17 protein-coding genes are annotated in these 19,240 nt (G+C 47.0%); 9 read left to right on the top strand and 8 right to left on the bottom strand.

Annotated features, from left to right (window positions below):
• Positions 1-153: 153 nt before the first annotated feature.
• Positions 154-348, top strand: coding sequence for a hypothetical protein (locus AMS66_RS24940; RefSeq protein ID WP_053783357.1), 195 nt, complete (start codon positions 154-156; stop codon positions 346-348).
• A gap of 170 nt (positions 349-518) precedes the next feature.
• Here AMS66_RS24940 and AMS66_RS24935 read toward each other — a convergent pair whose 3' ends face one another.
• A complete protein-coding gene (locus AMS66_RS24935) occupies positions 519-1,730 on the bottom strand; it encodes an MFS transporter (RefSeq protein ID WP_053783356.1) in 1,212 nt (403 codons plus the stop codon).
• Positions 1,731-1,987: 257 nt separating this feature from the next.
• Between AMS66_RS24935 and AMS66_RS24930 the strand changes: the two genes are divergently transcribed.
• A complete protein-coding gene (locus AMS66_RS24930) occupies positions 1,988-2,635 on the top strand; it encodes a peptidylprolyl isomerase (RefSeq protein WP_053783355.1) in 648 nt (215 codons plus the stop codon).
• A gap of 182 nt (positions 2,636-2,817) precedes the next feature.
• Here the strand turns inward: AMS66_RS24930 and AMS66_RS24925 are convergent, their stop codons facing one another.
• Positions 2,818-3,000 carry a hypothetical protein gene (locus AMS66_RS24925; RefSeq protein WP_024632483.1) on the bottom strand — a complete coding sequence of 61 codons (183 nt, stop codon included), beginning with the start codon at positions 2,998-3,000 and terminating at the stop codon, positions 2,818-2,820.
• A gap of 128 nt (positions 3,001-3,128) precedes the next feature.
• Between AMS66_RS24925 and AMS66_RS24920 the strand changes: the two genes are divergently transcribed.
• Together AMS66_RS24920 and AMS66_RS24915 are read left to right on the top strand one after the other, a co-directional pair.
• Complete coding sequence (locus tag AMS66_RS24920; protein ID WP_024632484.1) at positions 3,129-3,386, top strand: YqkE family protein; 258 nt, start codon at positions 3,129-3,131, stop codon at positions 3,384-3,386.
• A 157-nt stretch (positions 3,387-3,543) separates the two neighbouring features.
• Positions 3,544-4,338 carry an SDR family oxidoreductase gene (locus AMS66_RS24915; protein ID WP_053783354.1) on the top strand — a complete coding sequence of 265 codons (795 nt, stop codon included), beginning with the start codon at positions 3,544-3,546 and terminating at the stop codon, positions 4,336-4,338.
• A gap of 166 nt (positions 4,339-4,504) precedes the next feature.
• Here the strand turns inward: AMS66_RS24915 and AMS66_RS24910 are convergent, their stop codons facing one another.
• Positions 4,505-5,266 (bottom strand): YwaF family protein, encoded by a 762-nt coding sequence (locus AMS66_RS24910; RefSeq protein ID WP_053783353.1) that lies wholly within the window; start codon positions 5,264-5,266, stop codon positions 4,505-4,507.
• Positions 5,267-5,491: 225 nt separating this feature from the next.
• On the opposite strand from AMS66_RS24910, the gene AMS66_RS24905 reads away from it, so the two are divergent.
• Entirely contained in the window at positions 5,492-6,466 is a 975-nt protein-coding gene (locus AMS66_RS24905; RefSeq protein ID WP_053783352.1) for a ring-cleaving dioxygenase, read from the top strand.
• Positions 6,467-6,571: 105 nt separating this feature from the next.
• Here AMS66_RS24905 and AMS66_RS24900 read toward each other — a convergent pair whose 3' ends face one another.
• From AMS66_RS24900 to AMS66_RS24890, 3 genes are all read right to left on the bottom strand, one after another.
• Positions 6,572-7,279 carry a stalk domain-containing protein gene (locus tag AMS66_RS24900; protein ID WP_053783351.1) on the bottom strand — a complete coding sequence of 236 codons (708 nt, stop codon included), beginning with the start codon at positions 7,277-7,279 and terminating at the stop codon, positions 6,572-6,574.
• Positions 7,280-7,527: 248 nt separating this feature from the next.
• Positions 7,528-8,373 (bottom strand): hypothetical protein, encoded by an 846-nt coding sequence (locus tag AMS66_RS24895; protein WP_053783350.1) that lies wholly within the window; start codon positions 8,371-8,373, stop codon positions 7,528-7,530.
• A gap of 169 nt (positions 8,374-8,542) precedes the next feature.
• Positions 8,543-9,820: a methyl-accepting chemotaxis protein gene (locus tag AMS66_RS24890; RefSeq protein ID WP_053783349.1), complete on the bottom strand. Its 1,278-nt coding sequence runs from the start codon at positions 9,818-9,820 to the stop codon at positions 8,543-8,545.
• A 322-nt stretch (positions 9,821-10,142) separates the two neighbouring features.
• Between AMS66_RS24890 and AMS66_RS24885 the strand changes: the two genes are divergently transcribed.
• Positions 10,143-11,576 carry an aspartate ammonia-lyase gene (locus AMS66_RS24885; protein ID WP_053783348.1) on the top strand — a complete coding sequence of 478 codons (1,434 nt, stop codon included), beginning with the start codon at positions 10,143-10,145 and terminating at the stop codon, positions 11,574-11,576.
• Positions 11,577-11,739: 163 nt separating this feature from the next.
• On the opposite strand, the gene rpoN is transcribed toward AMS66_RS24885, so the two are convergent.
• The gene (gene rpoN, locus AMS66_RS24880; protein WP_053783347.1) at positions 11,740-13,044 is read right to left on the bottom strand and encodes an RNA polymerase factor sigma-54; all 1,305 of its coding nucleotides are present in this window, start codon (positions 13,042-13,044) and stop codon (positions 11,740-11,742) included.
• A gap of 121 nt (positions 13,045-13,165) precedes the next feature.
• Positions 13,166-14,713 (bottom strand): L-glutamate gamma-semialdehyde dehydrogenase, encoded by a 1,548-nt coding sequence (gene pruA / locus AMS66_RS24875; RefSeq protein ID WP_053783346.1) that lies wholly within the window; start codon positions 14,711-14,713, stop codon positions 13,166-13,168.
• A 245-nt stretch (positions 14,714-14,958) separates the two neighbouring features.
• On the opposite strand from pruA, the gene AMS66_RS24870 reads away from it, so the two are divergent.
• The 3 genes from AMS66_RS24870 (at position 14,959) to AMS66_RS34150 (ending at position 19,240) form a co-directional block, all read left to right on the top strand.
• Entirely contained in the window at positions 14,959-15,882 is a 924-nt protein-coding gene (locus AMS66_RS24870; RefSeq protein ID WP_053783345.1) for a proline dehydrogenase family protein, read from the top strand.
• A 631-nt stretch (positions 15,883-16,513) separates the two neighbouring features.
• Positions 16,514-18,160, top strand: a complete 1,647-nt coding sequence (locus tag AMS66_RS24865; RefSeq protein WP_236703618.1) for a sigma-54 interaction domain-containing protein — start codon at positions 16,514-16,516, stop codon at positions 18,158-18,160.
• 75 nt (positions 18,161-18,235) lie between these two features.
• Positions 18,236-19,240 carry a helix-turn-helix domain-containing protein gene (locus AMS66_RS34150; RefSeq protein ID WP_082350892.1) on the top strand — a complete coding sequence of 335 codons (1,005 nt, stop codon included), beginning with the start codon at positions 18,236-18,238 and terminating at the stop codon, positions 19,238-19,240.

Here is a 19,240-nt window from a genome sequence, read left to right as displayed (position 1 = left end):
AATAGTCCAGTTGATCCCGCCGCACCCGACCCCAATGCCCTTCACGGGACGGACCTGCTGAACGGCGCTGGAGCGGATGCCAAACCGGAGAACGATATTCCACCACGGCGTTAAATCCTCTCGCCACAGCCGGACATAGGAGGTGCAGACACAATGAAGGATGATCACAAGCGACAAGTACATGAGCCCAATAATTTGGTAACCGAACGGGATATTGATCCTAATTTTGGATTATTCACGGAAGACTCCTTTCCGGAAGCCCTAGCGGATGAGGATCAGCTTGATGCTGTTGAACATGCAATTCCGAAGGAGAAAGTTACCCGAAATGATTCATCTGAGGATGAGTAGGAACGCATTACAGATCCAATGAGAGTATAGGAAACCTCTTTGCCAAGAGGTTTCTTTTTGTTTTGCCCTTCACAATGACAAAGAGTTCATCCTGAAAAAGAGATGGTCACCGTATTTCTACAGTGCCATCCCATTTCTCTGCTGTTCGATTCGCAATTTAACAATAGCGTTTACTTCGCTAAAGGTTTGCCCGGTCCCGGCAACCTCTGCTCAAGTCTAGACCATTTCGCCACAATGGCGGTAATCAGCAGCGCAACTCCATTAATGATAAAAATCCAGCGAATCGGCAACCAGCCACCCAGAACTCCACCAATAATCGGCCCCGCCATCGTACCGATCTGGGAAGCCGACTGATTTAGGCTGAATGCTCTTCCCCGGAAACCGGGTTCAGTCACTTGTACAATCATCGCATTGATCGCCGGGAATACCGCAGCGAAGAACAATCCATACACAAATCGCAATATGCCGAAGCCGATATAACCTGTAGTGAAAAACTGCAGGAGGTTACCAATCGCCCCACCAACAAGGCCAATGATAAGTACTTTGCCATACCCGATTCGCGAGCCAATTTTCCCCCAGCGCGGTGCCATAATGACCGTAGCTACACCAACCGCAGAGAAAATAATTCCCGAACTGAGAGAAGCACGATCAGGCTGAATGCCCATTTCCATCACGTATACCGTCAATAATGGCTCCAGAATCATGACGGAGAAGGTACATATGCCCATCATGCCAAGCACCGTAATAAACAATCGATTGGCCCTGGCTTCACGGATGTCATCCATCACATGAGAACGTGCCTTGTTCCGGTTGAAGTTCTCTTCTTTGACCCAGAAGGTTGCGATCAACGCCGAGACCAATACTACGATGCTGGAAAATAAAAACGCATTCCGGTTGCCGTAATAGTGGCTTACCACCCCGCCAATTAATGGGCCGATTATACCTCCTGTTGCCCCGGCTGTAGACATGATACCAAGTGCATACCCTGTCTTCTCTTCCGGTGTGTTGGTACCGACCAGTGCAATCGCTGCCGGTACAAACCCGGCGAGCAATCCCTGAAACAAACGAACCACGATTAGTGAATATGGGTCCTGCACAAAATAATTGATCAAATACAAAACCGCAAGGCTGTATCCCGACCGGATCAGCATTGGCTTGCGTCCGTATTTGTCAGCCAGTGATCCCCAGAAGGGAGACACCAGCGCACTTGCCAGAAACGTGATGCCAAAGGCAAGCCCTGACCAGAACTCCAGGTGATTACGAACGCCCAGATCGCCACTCAGAAATAAAGGCAGAAATGGGATGGAGATTGAATAAGCGGTGCTGCAGAAAAACACACCAATCCACAAAATCACCAGATTACGCTTCCACGAGAAGTCCATATACCCGCACGCCCTTTCCGTTACTGACGCCGGGACTGCCGTGTATTGGAGCGGACGGAACAGACCCGTACGTCCCTGACTGCGGAAGCATTTTCCTTATTTTACACCTCTGTAAGCATTTACACCATCCCTTATCGCTCATAATATCCTTCCTTGCATTGCCATCTTGTCCGCAAAAACGGTATGATAGTTGAGGGATTATCCGAAAATAATTCTGACTAAATATATTATGCAGAGATGCAAGGGGGAACGTTCTCATGTCTTTTCGGTGGAAAAAAACAACAGCTGTGTCGCTGGTTCTAGCGATGCTGCTTATCGTCATTAGTGGTTGTGGGCGCCCTACAAGCGGCGCGACGGAAACACCGGCTCCAGTGGAACCTGCTGGCCCAAATCCAGTTGCCACCATTGAAATGTCGGATGGTCAGAAAATCGTCATCGAGCTTTATCCAGAGATCGCTCCAAACACGGTGAACAATTTCATCTCACTGGCGAATAAGGGTTTTTATGACGGCCTGATCTTTCACCGCGTCATTCCAGGCTTCATGATTCAGGGTGGTGATCCAGATGGCAACGGTTCAGGAGGCCCAGGTTATACGATTAAAGGCGAGTTTACGTCTAATGGTCACAAAAACCACCTGAATCATACGCGTGGGGTCATTTCCATGGCCCGGACAAATGATTTGGACTCCGCAGGCTCCCAGTTTTTCATCATGTTAGCGGATGCTGATTACCTGGATAACGCTTATGCTACCTTTGGCAAAGTGACAGAAGGTATGGATGTCGTTGATGGCATTGCGGCTCAACAAATAGGCGAACAGGATAAACCAGTCACCGATCAGGTGATGAAGAAAGTCACTGTCGACACCCACGGTCTGGAGTATCCAGAACCGGTAAAAATGCCTTAACCTTTGGAACAGAACGTAGTCATCGTTCTGATTCATAACCTGTAAGACAAACAAAAGCTCTGTCCTATGCGATTCTCGCAAGGCAGAGCTTTATTTATTGTTAGCGTTTACAAAAATGACTTTATAAAAAATGCCCTCTTCTGGCACAATTCTATATGCAGCAGCTCTGCAACCCGCTGTTCTCAATACATCCATCCCATCAAACGCAACCAACCGATGATCGCAATCCATAGCGGACAGCTGAAAGCAACACCCCATGCAAGCCCTTTCAGTAAACTACGGTTTACTTCCACGAACAACGACTCCTTTCTCCAGGGAATAGTCGCAGTATCGGTAATAATATATGAATTTATACCCGTTTTCATTCGTCACGTAACCCCCTATATCCTGCTTTTGTTCCGCAGTTACATGGAATGGGTTTGGTGAACCTGATATAATATGAATACTAAACGATAATGGCAGTTGATTTATGTTTTTGAGAGGAGACTATTCCATGGCAAAATCCAAAAAACACACCCCTGCTCCCAAAGCAGCACAGGATAAACCGACCACACTAAAGGATCTGCTGAGCAGTGATGTGCTAGAGAAACTGAAAGCTCAGGCTGATGAAGCCAAAGCTGCCGAGGCAGACCGCAAAGAGCAGGAACGCCTGCAGGCGGAAGAAGCTCGTAAAGCGGAACAGAAGCGGAAAGATAACGATTTTGAATACCTGTTGAACAACAGCTCGATGGACTGGAAGAAACATAAGTAACTTTGAAGCAATCCAGATTATTATTATATCTAAATTACTGATACAGGGCCGTTTAACGGTCCTGTTTTTTTGGTAGTGCTTATGATTCATCATTCTTTAGTCGGGTATGTAGAGATAGAGAGTATACTGACAATCCATACGATACGGAGGGATCAGGATGACTGAACAACGTTTGCAAGGGAAAATCGCGATTGTAACCGGAGGTGGCTCAGGAATTGGTCAGGCAACAGCCATTCGATTCGCTGAGCATGGGGCCAAAGTGTTCATGCTGGATCGAACCCCGGAGAATGCAGAGAAAACCAAACAGACCATTGAGAACGCAGGCGGAGAAGCCCACGTCATTGAATGTGATGTATCCAAACCGGACAACGTTCAGAAGGCCATCAATCAGGTGGCAGAGCAAGCTGGACAGCTGGATATTGTATTTGCCAATGCTGGCATTAACGGCACGATGGCTCCGATTGAAACGATGGAACCTGAAGACTGGGATCAGACGATGGGCATCAATATGCGTGGCACATTTGCAACCGTGAAGTACGCCATACCCCATTTGAAAGACCGCGGAGGAAGCATTATTATTACAAGTTCCATTAACGGTAACCGCGTATTCTCTGGCATCGGATTCTCTGCATACGCTTCCAGCAAAGCAGGTCAAACGGCTTTTACGAAGATGGCTGCATTGGAACTGGCCCGTTACAAGATCCGTGTCAACGCCGTCTGTCCGGGAGCCATTGATACCAACATCGATGACAACACCTATCCTTCGGACGATCTGAAAGAAGTACAGATCCCGGTTGAATTCCCGGAAGGTCATGAACACCCACTCAAAGGTGAACCAGGAACGCCAAAGCAGGTAGCCAATCTCGTGCTTTTCCTCGCTTCCGATGAATCTTCCCATGTGACCGGTACCCGGATCTACGTGGATGGGGCAGAATCTTTGCTCCGTGGATAACATCCATCTCATCATCTCATGCTCAATGATCAGTTAACAGCCAAACATCCCGCAAACGGTCTGGATATCCAGTCTGTTTCGGGATGTTTGGCTTGATATATGACTTTATAAAAGAACAAAGAAAAGAGAGTCCCGTGCTTACCTATCGCTTTCAGGTGACTTTTAACTAGAGCGCGGAACTCTTTCCTCTCTTCACTCGGTTATTTAGCCGCTGCGGAATCGCAAAGAGCAGGACGTACATCAGGGAGAACATCACTACAGCCAACACCTCTTCGCCAAGAATGTACAAGGGATAAGGGCCCAGCATGTCGAGCACTGAAGGCGTATCCGGTTTATGTCTCAAAAACATATAATTGGCGTCAAGCAGGACATCCACACCGTATACGACCAACGCTGCCACATTCACAAATATCATTGAACCCAACACAGATCTCCAGCTTGGACGAAGCTGTTCTACCCAAGTCATATAGAACAACGCCAGAATAATACAAGCGTGAGCAGTAAAAAATTGAATGAAACGAAAATGGGCATACGCATAACCGAGATTAGGCGTTACGATTGCCATCAAGGCTCCTGCTATTCCTGCGAACAGCAATGCAGAATGCAGCAGTCGACTACGTGTCAATAGTAGCAGTGCAGATAACAGCAGTGACAGACTGCATAGTTCCAGCGGCAATGAAGTCTGCATACTCCACACATCCCCATACACATACCAGAGCTGAAGCACAATCTCACAGCCGAACATGACACATGCCATCGTAATTCGAATGGTACGGCGTGTGTTGGATGAAGATGAGCGTAGCCAGCTCTTAAACAGGAACATCAATATAATAAGTGCAGCAATCAGGCCGATCGCCCACAGGTGTGAAGTTGAAAACAGTATAAAAGGTTCCGCATCATAAGGGTCTAGCCACTGGGGATATGCCATGCGCCTCTTCTCTCCTTCTTGTTAAACAAACACAATATATCTCTTTAATGTTAACTTTTTCATTTTGGCATTGAATGAGTGGACTGTCCAGATGGAATTCTAAATAAGGATTGTTATTTAAATATCTTTATGTTAAGATAAATCCAAGAACAAAACACACTAAAAGTTAGTAACTTTCTTAACGAAATATTATAAAATAAGATGCATCACCAGGAGGAATTTATAATGCAAATCAAAGGACTTCACCATGTATCCGCACTGACCGCACACGCCGCTGAGAATTATCGTTTCTATACCAACATTATGGGGCTGCGACTGATCAAAAAAACAGTCAACCAGGATGATGTTTCGGTCTATCACCTCTTCTATGGAGATGAAAAAGGAAATCCGGGTACCGAACTTACCTTCTTTGAAATTCCGATGGCAGGACAGACACGCGAAGGTGTGAACAGCATCTCAGCAACGTCCCTGCGAGTGCCAAACGATAAAGCTCTTGCGTACTGGCAACAGCGTTTTGACGAATTTGATGTCCCACATGGAGAAATCACCGAACGCGGGGGACGCGCTACTCTCTCGTTTACGGACTTTGAAGGACAACGCCTGATTCTCGTCTCCGATGAAAACAATACAGGTGTTGCAGGGGGTAAACCGTGGGAGCAAAGCCCCGTGCCCGCCGAGTACGGCATTGTGGGATTAGGTCCGATTCATCTTACCGTTAGAGATGCATCCCTTACCGCTCCAGTCCTTACCGAACTGCTCGGCTTCCGTCAAAAAGGGGCCTACCCTGCTTTTGTCGCAGGCCAACCGGATGTACTCGTCTTTGAATCCGGTGAAGGTGGTAGCGGCTCCGAGGTGCATGTCGAAGAACGGAATGACCTTGCCCAAGAACGCCCTGGACGTGGCAGCGTGCACCATGTGGCCTTCCGTGTGGATAATGAGGAAGAACTGAAACAATGGGTGGAACGCGTGCATAACTTCCGGTTCCCGAATTCCGGTTTCGTAGACCGTTTCTACTTCCGCTCCCTTTATTTCCGTGAAGCAAATGGTATTCTGTTCGAGCTTGCAACCGACGGTCCCGGCTTTGATACGGATGAAGAATTGGCTCATCTTGGCGAGTCCCTGGCTTTGCCTCCATTCCTTGAAGGACGCCGGGCAGAGATTGAATCCAGACTGAAACCACTGGATACCATGATTCGATAATCAACGATTACAATAGAAACAAATAAACGATTATCGCTGTTCATCATCCCGAGAAACCCGGCTGATGTTCAGACGATAATCGTTTTTCACGTTCCACAAGTCATTTTATTTGATCAAATAAGATGTAGTCAGGGGCACAAACAAGGAAGAACCAGGCGCTTCATCCACAATCTCTACAAACACAAAATCTGTTTTGGATACATCCACATCAACACCAATCAAACCATCTCCCGCAGCAAGCGATACAGATTTCAGGGTTGTATTATTGGCATCCATTATTTTAATCTCCTGGGAACCGCCTACTGCTGCCAGTTCCAGATGTAATTTGGAATATTTTTTTTGCGTCATGATTTGGAAACTTTTTCCCTGCTTGACCGAATCGGTATGCAAATAAACATCTTTGTAATCCTTGCCCTTGAAGGAAGTATCTGCGGGATCTTTGGTATGCCATCCAGACGTTCCCAACACGGTTTCTCCGAGCGAACTCAATGTCAGTTTGTTTGTTTCCGATGGAGCTGATCCATTACTGTCGCCAATAATAACGGAGGAGTTGGCACTGTCATAACTGATCTCAGTACCCAACAGGTCACCTACTGCACGCACAGGCAGATAAGTTGTTCCATTATACGTAATCGGCAGAACCGTCTTGCCATTGGCGTCTTTGGCTGTTACCGTTGTCCCATTTATTTTCAGAGATATCTTGCTGTTCAAATACGCTTTGATCGGTTCCAGACCCGTTGCTGCAAGTGCTCCAGTGCCAACGCCGAGTGTTAGTGTACCCACCATTAAGCCCAATACGACCTTCTTCTTCATTAATAATCCCTCCTGAAAGTATGAAATAGATGAGTTCCATCCTTTATACATTTAAACGACTAAAGTGTTTGTGTCAACCATTTCATGGTAAATTCCTGGAATATAATTCGATTTTGGATAGCACAAAGCGAGGCTAAAGGTATATCATTTTTTTCAGCCTCACCCGTTTCCCTGTGTCATTTTAGACAATGGGGATATATCTTTTTGTCATAACTGCCTGCAATTCCGCTCTTCTCTAATCAATCGATTCAATCAAAAGATTCATAGTACTCATCTTCATACTCTTCCGAGCTGTACTCCAACTCCACAGCCTGCCACTCGCCATCCTTATTATCATAGGCAAAGTTCAGATCACCGTCATATAAACCCATACCGTATGCACCGGATGCCGACACAAGCAACTTGCCGTTCTCTACACTGTAATACACAACACCGCCGAACTTGAGCTCCTCGTTATACACTCCCTCGCTCGTGTCTTCCTCCATCAGTGAAGGCTCTGCATGAACACCATCAACGGTAATGTTGATCGTCACCTGATCTGGTGTAACACTGACTTTCGAATTCACATGCTGCTTCACAATCTCATCTAGTGACTGCATCTTCATTTCTTCCAGCGTGTCTGGATCGATAATATGGGCCTCACCTAGATAAATGCCTGTACCATGACCGGCTGTAAACAACACAACAACCTCCTTCTTGCCATCTCCATTCAGATCCAGTTCGTGTACTTCCGGTTTGTAAGAGCCGCCTTCTCCCTGCCATTTACTGAATTCACGTTTCTTGCCGTTCACTTCCAACACCATACCGTTATATATATATCCTGAACCTTCGACTTTCATGGGGTACAGTCTTACGTTCTCATTTTCCGGAGCAACCGAAACGTACTCTCCCTTAACAGGGATCGATTCCTTCGTTGTAAACGCTGCTTCATTCATTGTTTCTATATTGGAAGCCACGACCGCTGAGGTCTGGCTGGATTGATCATCTATGTTAAGCTGTTTTTGCGATTCATTCATGGTTCTGGCAGACGAAGTTGTACTAATCGTCGCTACCGCCAAAATAATCATCAGCAGGATACCTGTCCAAGTTTTCAATATGCTGGGCTCCTTAATCTGTAGTGGAATACTACCATTATATCTTCATTTATCGCCCAAGCGTTGCGAATTTGTTAATGTTTCATAAAAAAATCTTTACATATTTCAGTTTTTACGAAAGAACGTTCGGCTTTAACCATAATAAGCAAAAAAACATCCCGGAAACAGCTCAAGGCTGCATCCGAAATGCTTTCGTTTTGTCCATTAATCGATCTGTTAACTGTCTCAGCTCTTCAGCCGAGGACGAAATTTCCTGCATGATTGCTGTCTCTTCATGTGCCGCATCCATAATCCGTCTCGCCTCATCCGAGAACGATCCTGCTTTCCCTTGGATCTTTTTCACATGACCATGCGTTTGTTCCACGCGGCTGGTCTGTTCCCCAATTTTGGATCCGATTTCATGAGCGCCCTTCATAAACACTTCTACCGTACCTGTAAGCTCCTGCAACGTCTGATCAACAGAGATCGTGCGCTCGGATTCATTCACAACGAGGCCATGCTGTTCATGAATCAGTTGGGCTGTATCCTTGATACGCTGCTGAACACGGCTGATCAGCTCATTAATCCGATGCACCGATTGTTTACTCTCGTCTGCCAGCTTGCGAATCTGCTGTGCCACTACAGCAAAGCCCGATCCCTCTTCTCCCGCACGTGCAGCCTCAATGGAAGCGTTCAAGGCAAGCAATCCTGTTTCCTCTGCAATGTTTTTGACGGACTGAGTAATGGCTTCAATATCCGACGCTTCCTTCTCAAGCAGCACCATGATGTCACGGGAACGGTTGTGGGACTCCGTCAGCTCGTCCATTCCTTTCATCAGAGAAGAGAAGGTTTGTTTCGTATGATCTACCGAGCGTTCCATCTGGCCGGACATCTCTGTCATACCGATCGACTGACTGCGCATACGCTGAAAATCATTCAACATTTCATCTGCTGTAATCAGCGACTGATGTGAAGTCGTCTTCTGCTCTTCCACACCCACAGCAATATGATCCACCGCATCAGACATCATCTCGATCTGCTCTGCTGCCTGGGCAATCGCTTCACTGAGTGACTGTGCGTTCTGTGAGGTTGTACGTGTACTATCCGTAATATCGTTTACAATACTTCTCAGATTGAAAACCATTACGCGAAAAGCATCATATAATACAGTAATTTCATCCTGTGTACGCCGCTCTGGAATCTCGGCCGTCAAATCCCCCGATGAGACTTGTTGTGCCGCACGGGACAAATGTACAATTGGACGAGTTAGCCAGCGGGAGGCAAACCAGCCCAGAATCGCGTTCCAGCACACACCCATGATGAGTACGATGGAGATGTACAACCAGCTTGGCATAGAGAACGAGAGCCAGTCCTGGAGGAAAAATATAAAAAAGCCGCTAGTTCCGTACGTAATCAGTGAAATCAGTACCAAACCTGCGACGGTTTTTGCGCCTAAAGTCCACTTCATCTTCACACCTCATAGTCCTTTTTTCCTATTTTACCAGTAGATAACCAAATAACATGTGATTTAGATCACTGAAAACGACAAATCCACTACCCATCTAATTCTTCATGCATGACTTCTCCTCTGAGTGGAGCATAATTGATAAGACGAGTTTTGACTGACTGAAACTTTAATCTGCCAAGGTGATATCCTTAATTTAAATTATTTATCGGCAAGAAGGGTGAAATGATTTAGGTTGGCATCCATTTTGCTTAAATGATATACTGAGTGCGCTTCGGCATTGCCGGAGCTGACCTATTTTTGGATGCCACTGGAGGCGAACGAAATGTCTACAATGTCCACAAGGACGGAGAAAGATTTTATTGGAGAAAAAGAAATTCCTGCTTATGCTTATTACGGAATACAGACGATTCGGGCTGTAGAGAACTTCCCGATTACCGGCGTTCCTGTACACCGGGAGCTGATTACAGCTCTGGCTGCGGTGAAAAAGGCTGCGGCAATCACGAATATGGAGCTGAAGATGCTGCCACGCAAAATTGGCGATGTCATCGTCATGGCTGCTGAAGAAATGATGAAAGGCCATCATCTGGATCATTTTATTGTTGACTCCATTCAGGGCGGTGCAGGCACCTCCATGAATATGAATATGAACGAAATTCTGGCCAATCGTGGACTGGAACTGTTATTGCAGAACAAGGGTGACTATTTCCACTGTAACCCGAATAACCATGTGAACATGTCCCAATCCACCAATGACGTAATCCCAACCGCACTACGCATTGCTGCGTATCGGTTGTCTGAAACGTTGCTGGATACGATGAAGCGTCTGCAGGATGCGTTCCGCAAAAAAGAACAGGAATTTAACGATGTAGTCAAAGTAGGTCGGACACATCTTCAGGATGCTGTGCCTATTCGCCTTGGACAAGAGTTCGGTGCCTATGCGCGCGTTATCGGACGTGATATTGAGCGTCTCGAGTTCGCAAATCGTCGTCTGCTCACCATTAACTTGGGAGCGACGGCTGTAGGTACAGGCCTCAATGCCAAACCGGAATACATCGTCAAAGTCACGGAGCATCTGTCCGATGTGACAGGATTGAATTTGCAAACGGCCGAGGATCTTGTGGATGCCACACAGAATACGGATGCCTATCTGGAATTGTCGGCCGCACTGAAAGTATGTGCTGTCAGTCTGTCCAAAATCTGTAACGATATTCGCATGATGGCTTCCGGTCCACGTGCAGGATTCAATGAGTTGCGCCTTCCACCGCGTCAGCCAGGTTCGTCCATCATGCCGGGCAAAGTGAATCCGGTTATGGCGGAAGTGATCAATCAGGTATCCTTCCAGGTTATGGGGAATGACCATACGATCTGTATGGCCTGTGAAGCTGGTCAATTCGAATTGAACGTCATGGGTCCGGTTATCGCGTTCAACTTGTTGCAATCGCTTAAAATCATGAATAATGGCATCGACGTCTTCACTCGTTATGCTGTTGAAGAGATGGAAGCGAACCGTGAGCGTTGTGCGTTAATCATGAAGCAGAGCTTCAGTGTAATTACAGCGCTGAATCCACATCTGGGCTATGATGTGGCAGCCTCCATAGTGAAGGAAGCGATGAAGACCGGAAACACCTTGCAGGAGATTATTCTGGAACGGGGTCTACTGACACCTGAAGAACTGGAAGAAATTTTGCACCCAGAGCAGATGACTACTCCTGGTATTGCAGGTGAACACTTCCTGCGTAATATGGAACGGTTGTAATTAAGTTCAACTTAAGTTCAACTAATGAATATTTACACTGACACTCCGATGACAGAACAACCTTCTGATCGCTGTTAAATCGGAACGAACAACCCCCGCAAACCGAGTTTAATGGTCTGTGGGGGTTGTTTGTTTACGATAAATAATGAAGCCAAAAGTACCTTCATGCCCAGCGCTTCCGTTCAAGTGAAGGCAAAATCTGAAGCTCCTCCCTGTATTTCGCAACGGTTCTGCGGGAGATAACGATACCTTCATTCGCGAGTAATGCCGTGAGTTGACTGTCCGAGTATGGGCGTTCCGCCCGTTCAGAACGAATCAGCTCTTTCAGTCTGAGCTTCACCGCCGGCGCAGAGGCCATCTCTCCGTTCGTTGTTTCAAGACCTGAGGCAAAAAAAGCCTTGAGTTCAAATACACCATGCGGTGTCTGAACAAATTTGCCATTGACCGTACGGCTCACCGTCGACTCATGCATGCCGATGGCCTCGGCAATAACCGCCAGATTGAGCGGCTTCAAACCGGCAGGTCCTTCACGCAGAAAAGCTTCCTGTTCACTCATGATCGCAGCCAGAACACGCATCAGCGTTCGTCGACGCATGCGTACGCTGCGAATGATTGCTCTCGCTTCTGCTGCCCGACCTGACCAGATCTCGTCTGCATCGATCTCCCTGATCCAGCGGCAACAAGCCTCGTTCAGGGATACCCGTGGCACACCCGCTGAATTTAACCGTAGAGAAACTTCATCGTTCCTTATTTGCACAACGGCATCGGGAACGATGTAATGCGGACGTTCCGTACACCCCATGGAGCGGCACGGTTTCGGGTCCAAACGGGCAATATAGTCATAGGCTGCCTGAGCCTGCTGTGACGAAATCCCCAGTCTTGTTCCTGCTCTGCCCGGATGGAAACGAACCAGTTCCTCCAGACCCTCCTCCACCATGTGCTTCGCATACTCGTTAGCCAATGGATCACGCTTAATTTGAAGCAACAAGCATTCACGCAGATTGCGTGCGCCCACACCTGCAGGGTCTAACGACTGAAGGATATCCATGGCTGCTACAGCCTCTGGCATGGATACCCCCCTTGCCGACATAACCTCAGTCAAATCCATCGTCAGATAGCCATCCTCATTGACACAACCAGCCAAATATACAGCGGTGTTCTCCAGTGAAGGCAGAAGATTCTGCAACCGAAGCTGGGATATTAACAGATGTTCAAGTGTAGGTTCGTCCCCTTGTACCTGTAAAAGCGGATCATGAGAAGAGAACTTCCCCACATTCAATCGTCGGGAAAGACGGGCGCGCAGGGCAGAGGGCTCTTCTAGCTCAAGCACCGGATTTTCTTCTGCTGCTTCCTGCAAATAACGAGCCAATTCCTGACCCGACAAGGTCAGCAGATGAATGGATTGCTTCATCTCCGGCGTAATGGATAATCGAATACGCCCCTCCTGCACCAACTGAAATCCTAACATCCGTCTCCCCCTTAAGTGCTGCTCAAGCAACTCCAGTAAACTGACGAATAAAGACTATTTTCAGGAAATGATAGCATATAGACCAAGCGATTGTCAGCAGGCCCAAACCCATTTTTTCAACTTAATATTTCTCCGATACCAATTTCGCTTGGGTGAACAGCAGCAAGTAGTCTCTTCCCCCTGCCTTGGAATCTGTTCCCGACATGTTAAATCCGCCAAATGGATGTGTACCCACCAGTGCACCTGTGCATTTACGGTTAAAATATAGATTACCCGCAAAAAATTCTCGTCTGGCTTGTTCCAGATGTTCGCGATTGCGAGAGATCACCGCACCTGTCAGTCCATAATCGGTATTATTGGCAATATCCAGTGCATCCCCGAAGGATTCTGCCTTGATAAAGGCCAGCACCGGTCCAAAAATCTCTTCCTGTGAAATCCGCCCTTGCGGGTCCACATCAGCAATAATGGTCGGTTCAATGAAATAACCTGCCTCGTTCCCTGTACTACCACCGAGTACAAGGCGTCCTTCACCCTTGCCTATTTCAATATATTCTGTGATCTTGGCATACGCCTTATCATCGATAACCGGACCTACCTGATTTCCGACTTCAAGTGGACTGCCCATGCTCAGCTGCTTGGTTCGTTCAATCACTTTTTGCAGTACCTCGTCATATACATCTTTATGAATAATGGCACGGGAACACGCAGAGCACTTCTGTCCCGAGAAACCAAACGCCGAAGCCGTAATCGATTCCGCAGCCAGCTCCAAATCACTGTCGCTATCTACAACAATTGAATCCTTGCCGCCCATTTCAGCAATAACCCGTTTAATCCATTTCTGTCCCGGCGCGGTGCGTGCTGCACGTTCATTGATTCGCAGACCGACATCTCTGGAGCCGGTAAAGCTAATAAAACGAGTGAGCGCATGGTCCACCAAATAATCACCAACCTCACTGCCCGGGCCTGGCAAATAGTTCACTACGCCATCTGGAACACCCACTTCTGCAAGCAGCTCCATGAATTTGGCGGCAATCACCGGTGTTGTGCTGGCTGGCTTCAATACAACCGTGTTGCCGGATACCAATGCTGCCGAGGTCATGCCCGCCATAATTGCGAGTGGGAAGTTCCACGGTGGAATGACAACCCCCACACCAAGCGGAATATAACTCAATTCATTATCTTCGCCTGCAATTCGTGTGAGCGGCTGTGGTTCACTCAGACGCTGCATCTCACGGGCATAAAACTCCATAAAATCAATAGCTTCGGCTGTGTCTGCATCCGCTTCTGGCCATGTTTTGCCTGCTTCGTATACCATCCAAGCGGAGAATTCATGCTTACGACGCCGCATGAGCGCCGCCGCTTTGTACAAATAACGGGCACGTTCATTCGGGTCCGTATGCTTCCATGTGTGAAATGTTTCCGCAGCCGTTTGGATTGCCTGCTCGGCAAGCTCTTGATCGGCCTGATAGATCTTTCCGACGATCTGATTTTTGTACGCAGGATTTACGGAGGATAATGTGCGGGCGCTCGTTATTTTTTGCCCCCCGATAATAATAGAGTATTCCTGGCCAAGTTCAGCCTCCACCTTGCGAAGTGCGTTCTCAAAAGCTTCCCGGTTGGCCGGGACTGCAAAAGATGTGAATGGTTCGTTAACAAAAGGGATATTCATGAATGATTCCTCCTTCAGATGTGGGGGTTCGCTGGCTGTTTGCCTGAGTTGCCATGCATTTTACTCATCACCCAATATATGTAGCAAGATCCGTGCCAACTCCGGTTGAAGAAGGAATATTTTTTTGAAAATAAATATTTTTCTTCAAAATTACCGCCTGTTTTCTTCTATGCAGATCAACCTTGGCATGATTATTGCTAGATAACTTTGTTATAAAGAAGCATGATCCATAAGGAGGAACCCCGATGAGTATCGGAACCGAAATGTACCGTAAAACGCTGCTGACCGTCGCAGGTAATAAAGCTGTGGAGAATCTCTCCATCAAATACGGCAAAAAGCTGGCTGGCAAGTTTATCGCAGGCAACACACTGGAAGAAGCTCTCGAAGAGATTCGGGTACTCAACAACAAAGGCATTATGGCTACACTGGATCATCTGGGCGAGGGGATTACCCATTTAAGAGAAGCCGCGTTGTACCGGGATGAGTATGTACGTCTGGTGGAAGGCATTGCCCGTCAGGGTGCAGACTCCAACGTCTCACTAAAACCAACTCAAATGGGACTTGCGCTGGACCCTGACGAGGGTTATCGAAATATTCGTGCGGTTGCCACTCAAGCCAAACTGAATAATCTGTTTGTGCGGATTGATATGGAGGACAGCCCGTTTACCCAAGCGACTTTGGATATTGTGCGTCGTTTACACTCGGAAGGACTGGATAATACAGGTACCGTACTGCAAGCCTACTTGCATCGTACCGTAGAAGATACACGTGATATGATTCGGGAAGGAATCCGGCTGCGTCTGGTCAAAGGTGCTTACAAGGAACCTGCATCCGTAGCTTATCAGAACACTTCAGAAGTGATTGATCAATTCAAAACGATGATTCGCAATCATCTTGATCAGGGCGTATACACTGCGGTTGCTTCACATGATGACCACATTATCTCCTGGACCAAGCAATACGCGAAGGATCGTGGAATTTCCCCGGATGCGTTTGAGTTTCAAATGTTGTACGGTTTGCGCATGAGCGAACAGGAACGCCTGGCCAGGGAAGGATACCGCATTCGTTGTTACGTTCCCTATGGAACCATGTGGTACCCGTACTACACCCGTCGTCTGGCCGAGAAACCAGCAAATCTCTGGATGGTGCTCAAAAACATGTTCAGATAAACTTCGGGATGGGTCAACATATATAAAATACAACGATAAGAACAAAAACCATGCTGCCACTTTCTTTCAGGGCACATGGTTTTTTCTGTTTGCACAGCATCCCGGAGCATCCAACTTTTCCTTCTCCTCGACTCATTTTTTAATGTCTAAAAAATGAGCATCCCCAATTTAAAATGTCCAGTTTTCTGGACACACTCCTTTTGCTGTTCAACAATGAACTTTGCTCCTTCTGAGCCTAAACTGGTGTGCAACGACGGAATAGAATTCAACAAAGTAAAACAATACTTTTAAATGTGAGATTTAATAACTCGCATCTAACCTTATTTCCTGATCCGTTTATATGAATTAACAATTATTCCTAAACTATAGAAATGAAAGCGTATTATAAAATTAGCTAATAAATACTTATCTCTTCTACGCCGATAACATGTATGCTTCATGTCAAAAAATATATACACACATCATTTGGAAAGCTATAATATGGGTAACCATCATTACCCCAATTATTTCATATGCAGACCACTTGTAAGTGGCTCGTGTAACAAGCGTAGTTTCCGAAAGTTATGCTCTAGCTGAGGTGATACCGATGAAACATTTACTTCCAGATTTAATGTCCTTATTACGTACAGATATGAGTATCCTGGATTCGGGGCTCTCCATGCCCGTCATCCCTTCAACAACAGGGCTGGCAGACGCCATCCCCCTATTTAATACCAGTCCTTATCTGTTAATTCAGGATGATGGACCCTCGTTAGGCTATATCGCTGTATCCGATGTTCTGCAAGAAATGATGCATGCTCATCGACTTATGGAGGCTTATTTCGAGACAACACTGGAGACGGCAGGCTCAGCTCTGACATTGATTAACGAAGAAGCAAAGGTGACCTACTGGACATCGGGTGCGGAGCATGTTTTTTCCATTAACAAAAAAGATATCATTGGGAAACCGGCAGCGGATTTCTTTCCCCCTGATCGCCTTCAATCGCTCAAAACGTTATATACGGGGGAAACCGTGTACCGAAAGCAGCACCAGCCGAGACCTGATCTGTTCGCCCTGATTAATGCACGTCCGGTGCAGCTCGATGGGCGTATTGTAGGCGCGGTTGCCGCCGAAGTGGATATAACAACTGAAATTCGTCTTCATCAAGAGTTATTACATATGACATCCAAAGTCCAGCATCTGGAGAAAGCCGTTGCACGCCTGCGTCCAGATTCCGATCCGTTCGCCAGAATTAAGGGTAGCAGCCCGGTGATCAACCAGTGTCTGGAGACTATTCGCAAGATCAGTACCACCTCAGCTACCGTGCTCATTCTTGGAGAGAGCGGAACGGGCAAGGAGCTATTCGCCAAAGCCATTCATGACCTGCGTGAACCGCAGACAGCCCCGTTTATTGCCATTAACTGCGGAGCTATTCCTGGTTCATTATTTGAGAGTGAGTTATTCGGTTACGAGAAGGGTGCTTTTTCAGGAGCTGATCCAAAGGGGAAAAAGGGAAAAATCGAACTAGCCGAAGGTGGCACGCTCTTTTTGGATGAAATAGGTGAAATGCCGCTTGAACTTCAGGTGAAGTTACTGCGTGTATTGCAGGAGAAAAGTTACTTCCCTGTTGGCGGGACACGCATGAAGCAGGCAAGTTGCCGGATTATCGCCGCAACCAATCAGAATCTGCTGGGCATGATTGCCCGTAACCAGTTCCGGGAGGATCTCTACTATCGCCTAAATGTCATTAATCTCGTCATCCCTCCCCTGCGTATGCGCAAGGAAGATATTTACGAGTTGACACAGACGTTCCTGCAAGAGTTTTCCTTGCTCTATAATCGTCATATTGAACTCGTTCCTCCCGAGGTGTTCAAGCTGTTATTCCACTATGACTGGCCGGGCAACGTACGGGAATTAAGAAATGTGATTGAGCGGATCACCATTCTCACCACGGATGGCGAGGTCAAGCCTGAATATCTCCCTGATTCCTTCATTTCATCCATTGATCAGGAACAACCCATATTGCAGGAGACGTTAAAGCTTCATTCACAACCCCTGGAATCGGGCTTGTCTCCTTCCTCCTGGGGCACGGACACACCTGTTCCATCACATGAAGGTGAAAAAGACGAGTCTACGGATTCTTCCACCCTATCCTATCAGGAGCGGTTGGACACCTACGAGTCGGAACTCCTGCTGCAATATCTGAAAACCGCTGGAGGCAACAAAAGAACACTCGCCCGGCAGCTCGGCATCTCCAGAGCAACGCTTTATAACCGCATGAAGAGGCTCGGTCTATGACCAGCCTCTTCTTGTCGTTATAATGAATGATACAAAGAATTGTTAAGCCTCGATGAAGAAGGTTGGTTGTCGTGTATGGAGATACAGAATCACATGGTGTTGTGGAATCACGCTTCCTTCAACATATTTGATATTCGTCGCGTGGTAGTCCAAGCAGGTCAGACTTTGCGCTCCTATGTCTTGCCAGCCAGTGTCTTTGTTATGTCGGTCCGCGGAAGTGCACAGATCATACTCGATGAGACAGCACACAATACACGACGTTTTCAAATATTTCATGCGGGTAAAGGAAGCGTTCTGAACGTGGAAGCCGCACAAGAAGGATTCGAGTATTATTGCGTTTATTATAAAGCAAAACTTTCATTGCCAACCCATGGCGAACTTGCAGCACTTGCTGAACGGCTGCGCCCTTTCCATGTTACCTACAACCTGATCCCTGCGGAACCCGTTATACTCTATCGCTGTTTAACGGACATGCATAAGGAATGGGGCAAAGCTGAAGCGCTCGGACATTTGCGTGCTAAGGTTCTGCTTTTTCAATTCATAACCGAAGTGCTGAATCAGATGCAGAGTCAAGATGCACGTTCTCAGAAACGCGATCTGGCTGCGCAAATCATCACGATTATTCAATCGCGATACGCCGAAGCCATTACGCTGGAATTACTATCAGAGAATCTGAATTACAGCGTTCCGCATCTCTCCTCTTATTTTAAAAGCCGGACCGGACTCAGCCCGATTGATTACCTTATTAAAGTACGCATTGATAAAACGGCAGCTCTGCTGCTGGAGACAGATGCCACATTAAAAGAGATTGCTTCCAGCGTCGGTTATCAGGACCCCTACTATTTGGGCAGGCTGTTCAAGAAACACAAAGGTGTCTCTCCCTCTCATTTCAGAACGGAGCATAGATTGCCCCAACTAGAAGATAGTCCTTCCACAACCATGAGATTATCCATTGGCCCTCCAAAAGCCCTCAGCTATACTAATATAGTTGATAATGATTATCAACGAGTTGGGGATGGAGAGGACGAATTAAACATGTACAGAGGCTCAAGACCACCAATCGGCGGTATTATTGCTTAG

It is taken from the genome of Paenibacillus xylanivorans, assembly GCF_001280595.1.
Lineage (GTDB): Bacteria > Bacillota > Bacilli > Paenibacillales > Paenibacillaceae > Paenibacillus > Paenibacillus xylanivorans.
This window is presented reverse-complemented; position numbering and strand designations above follow the sequence as displayed.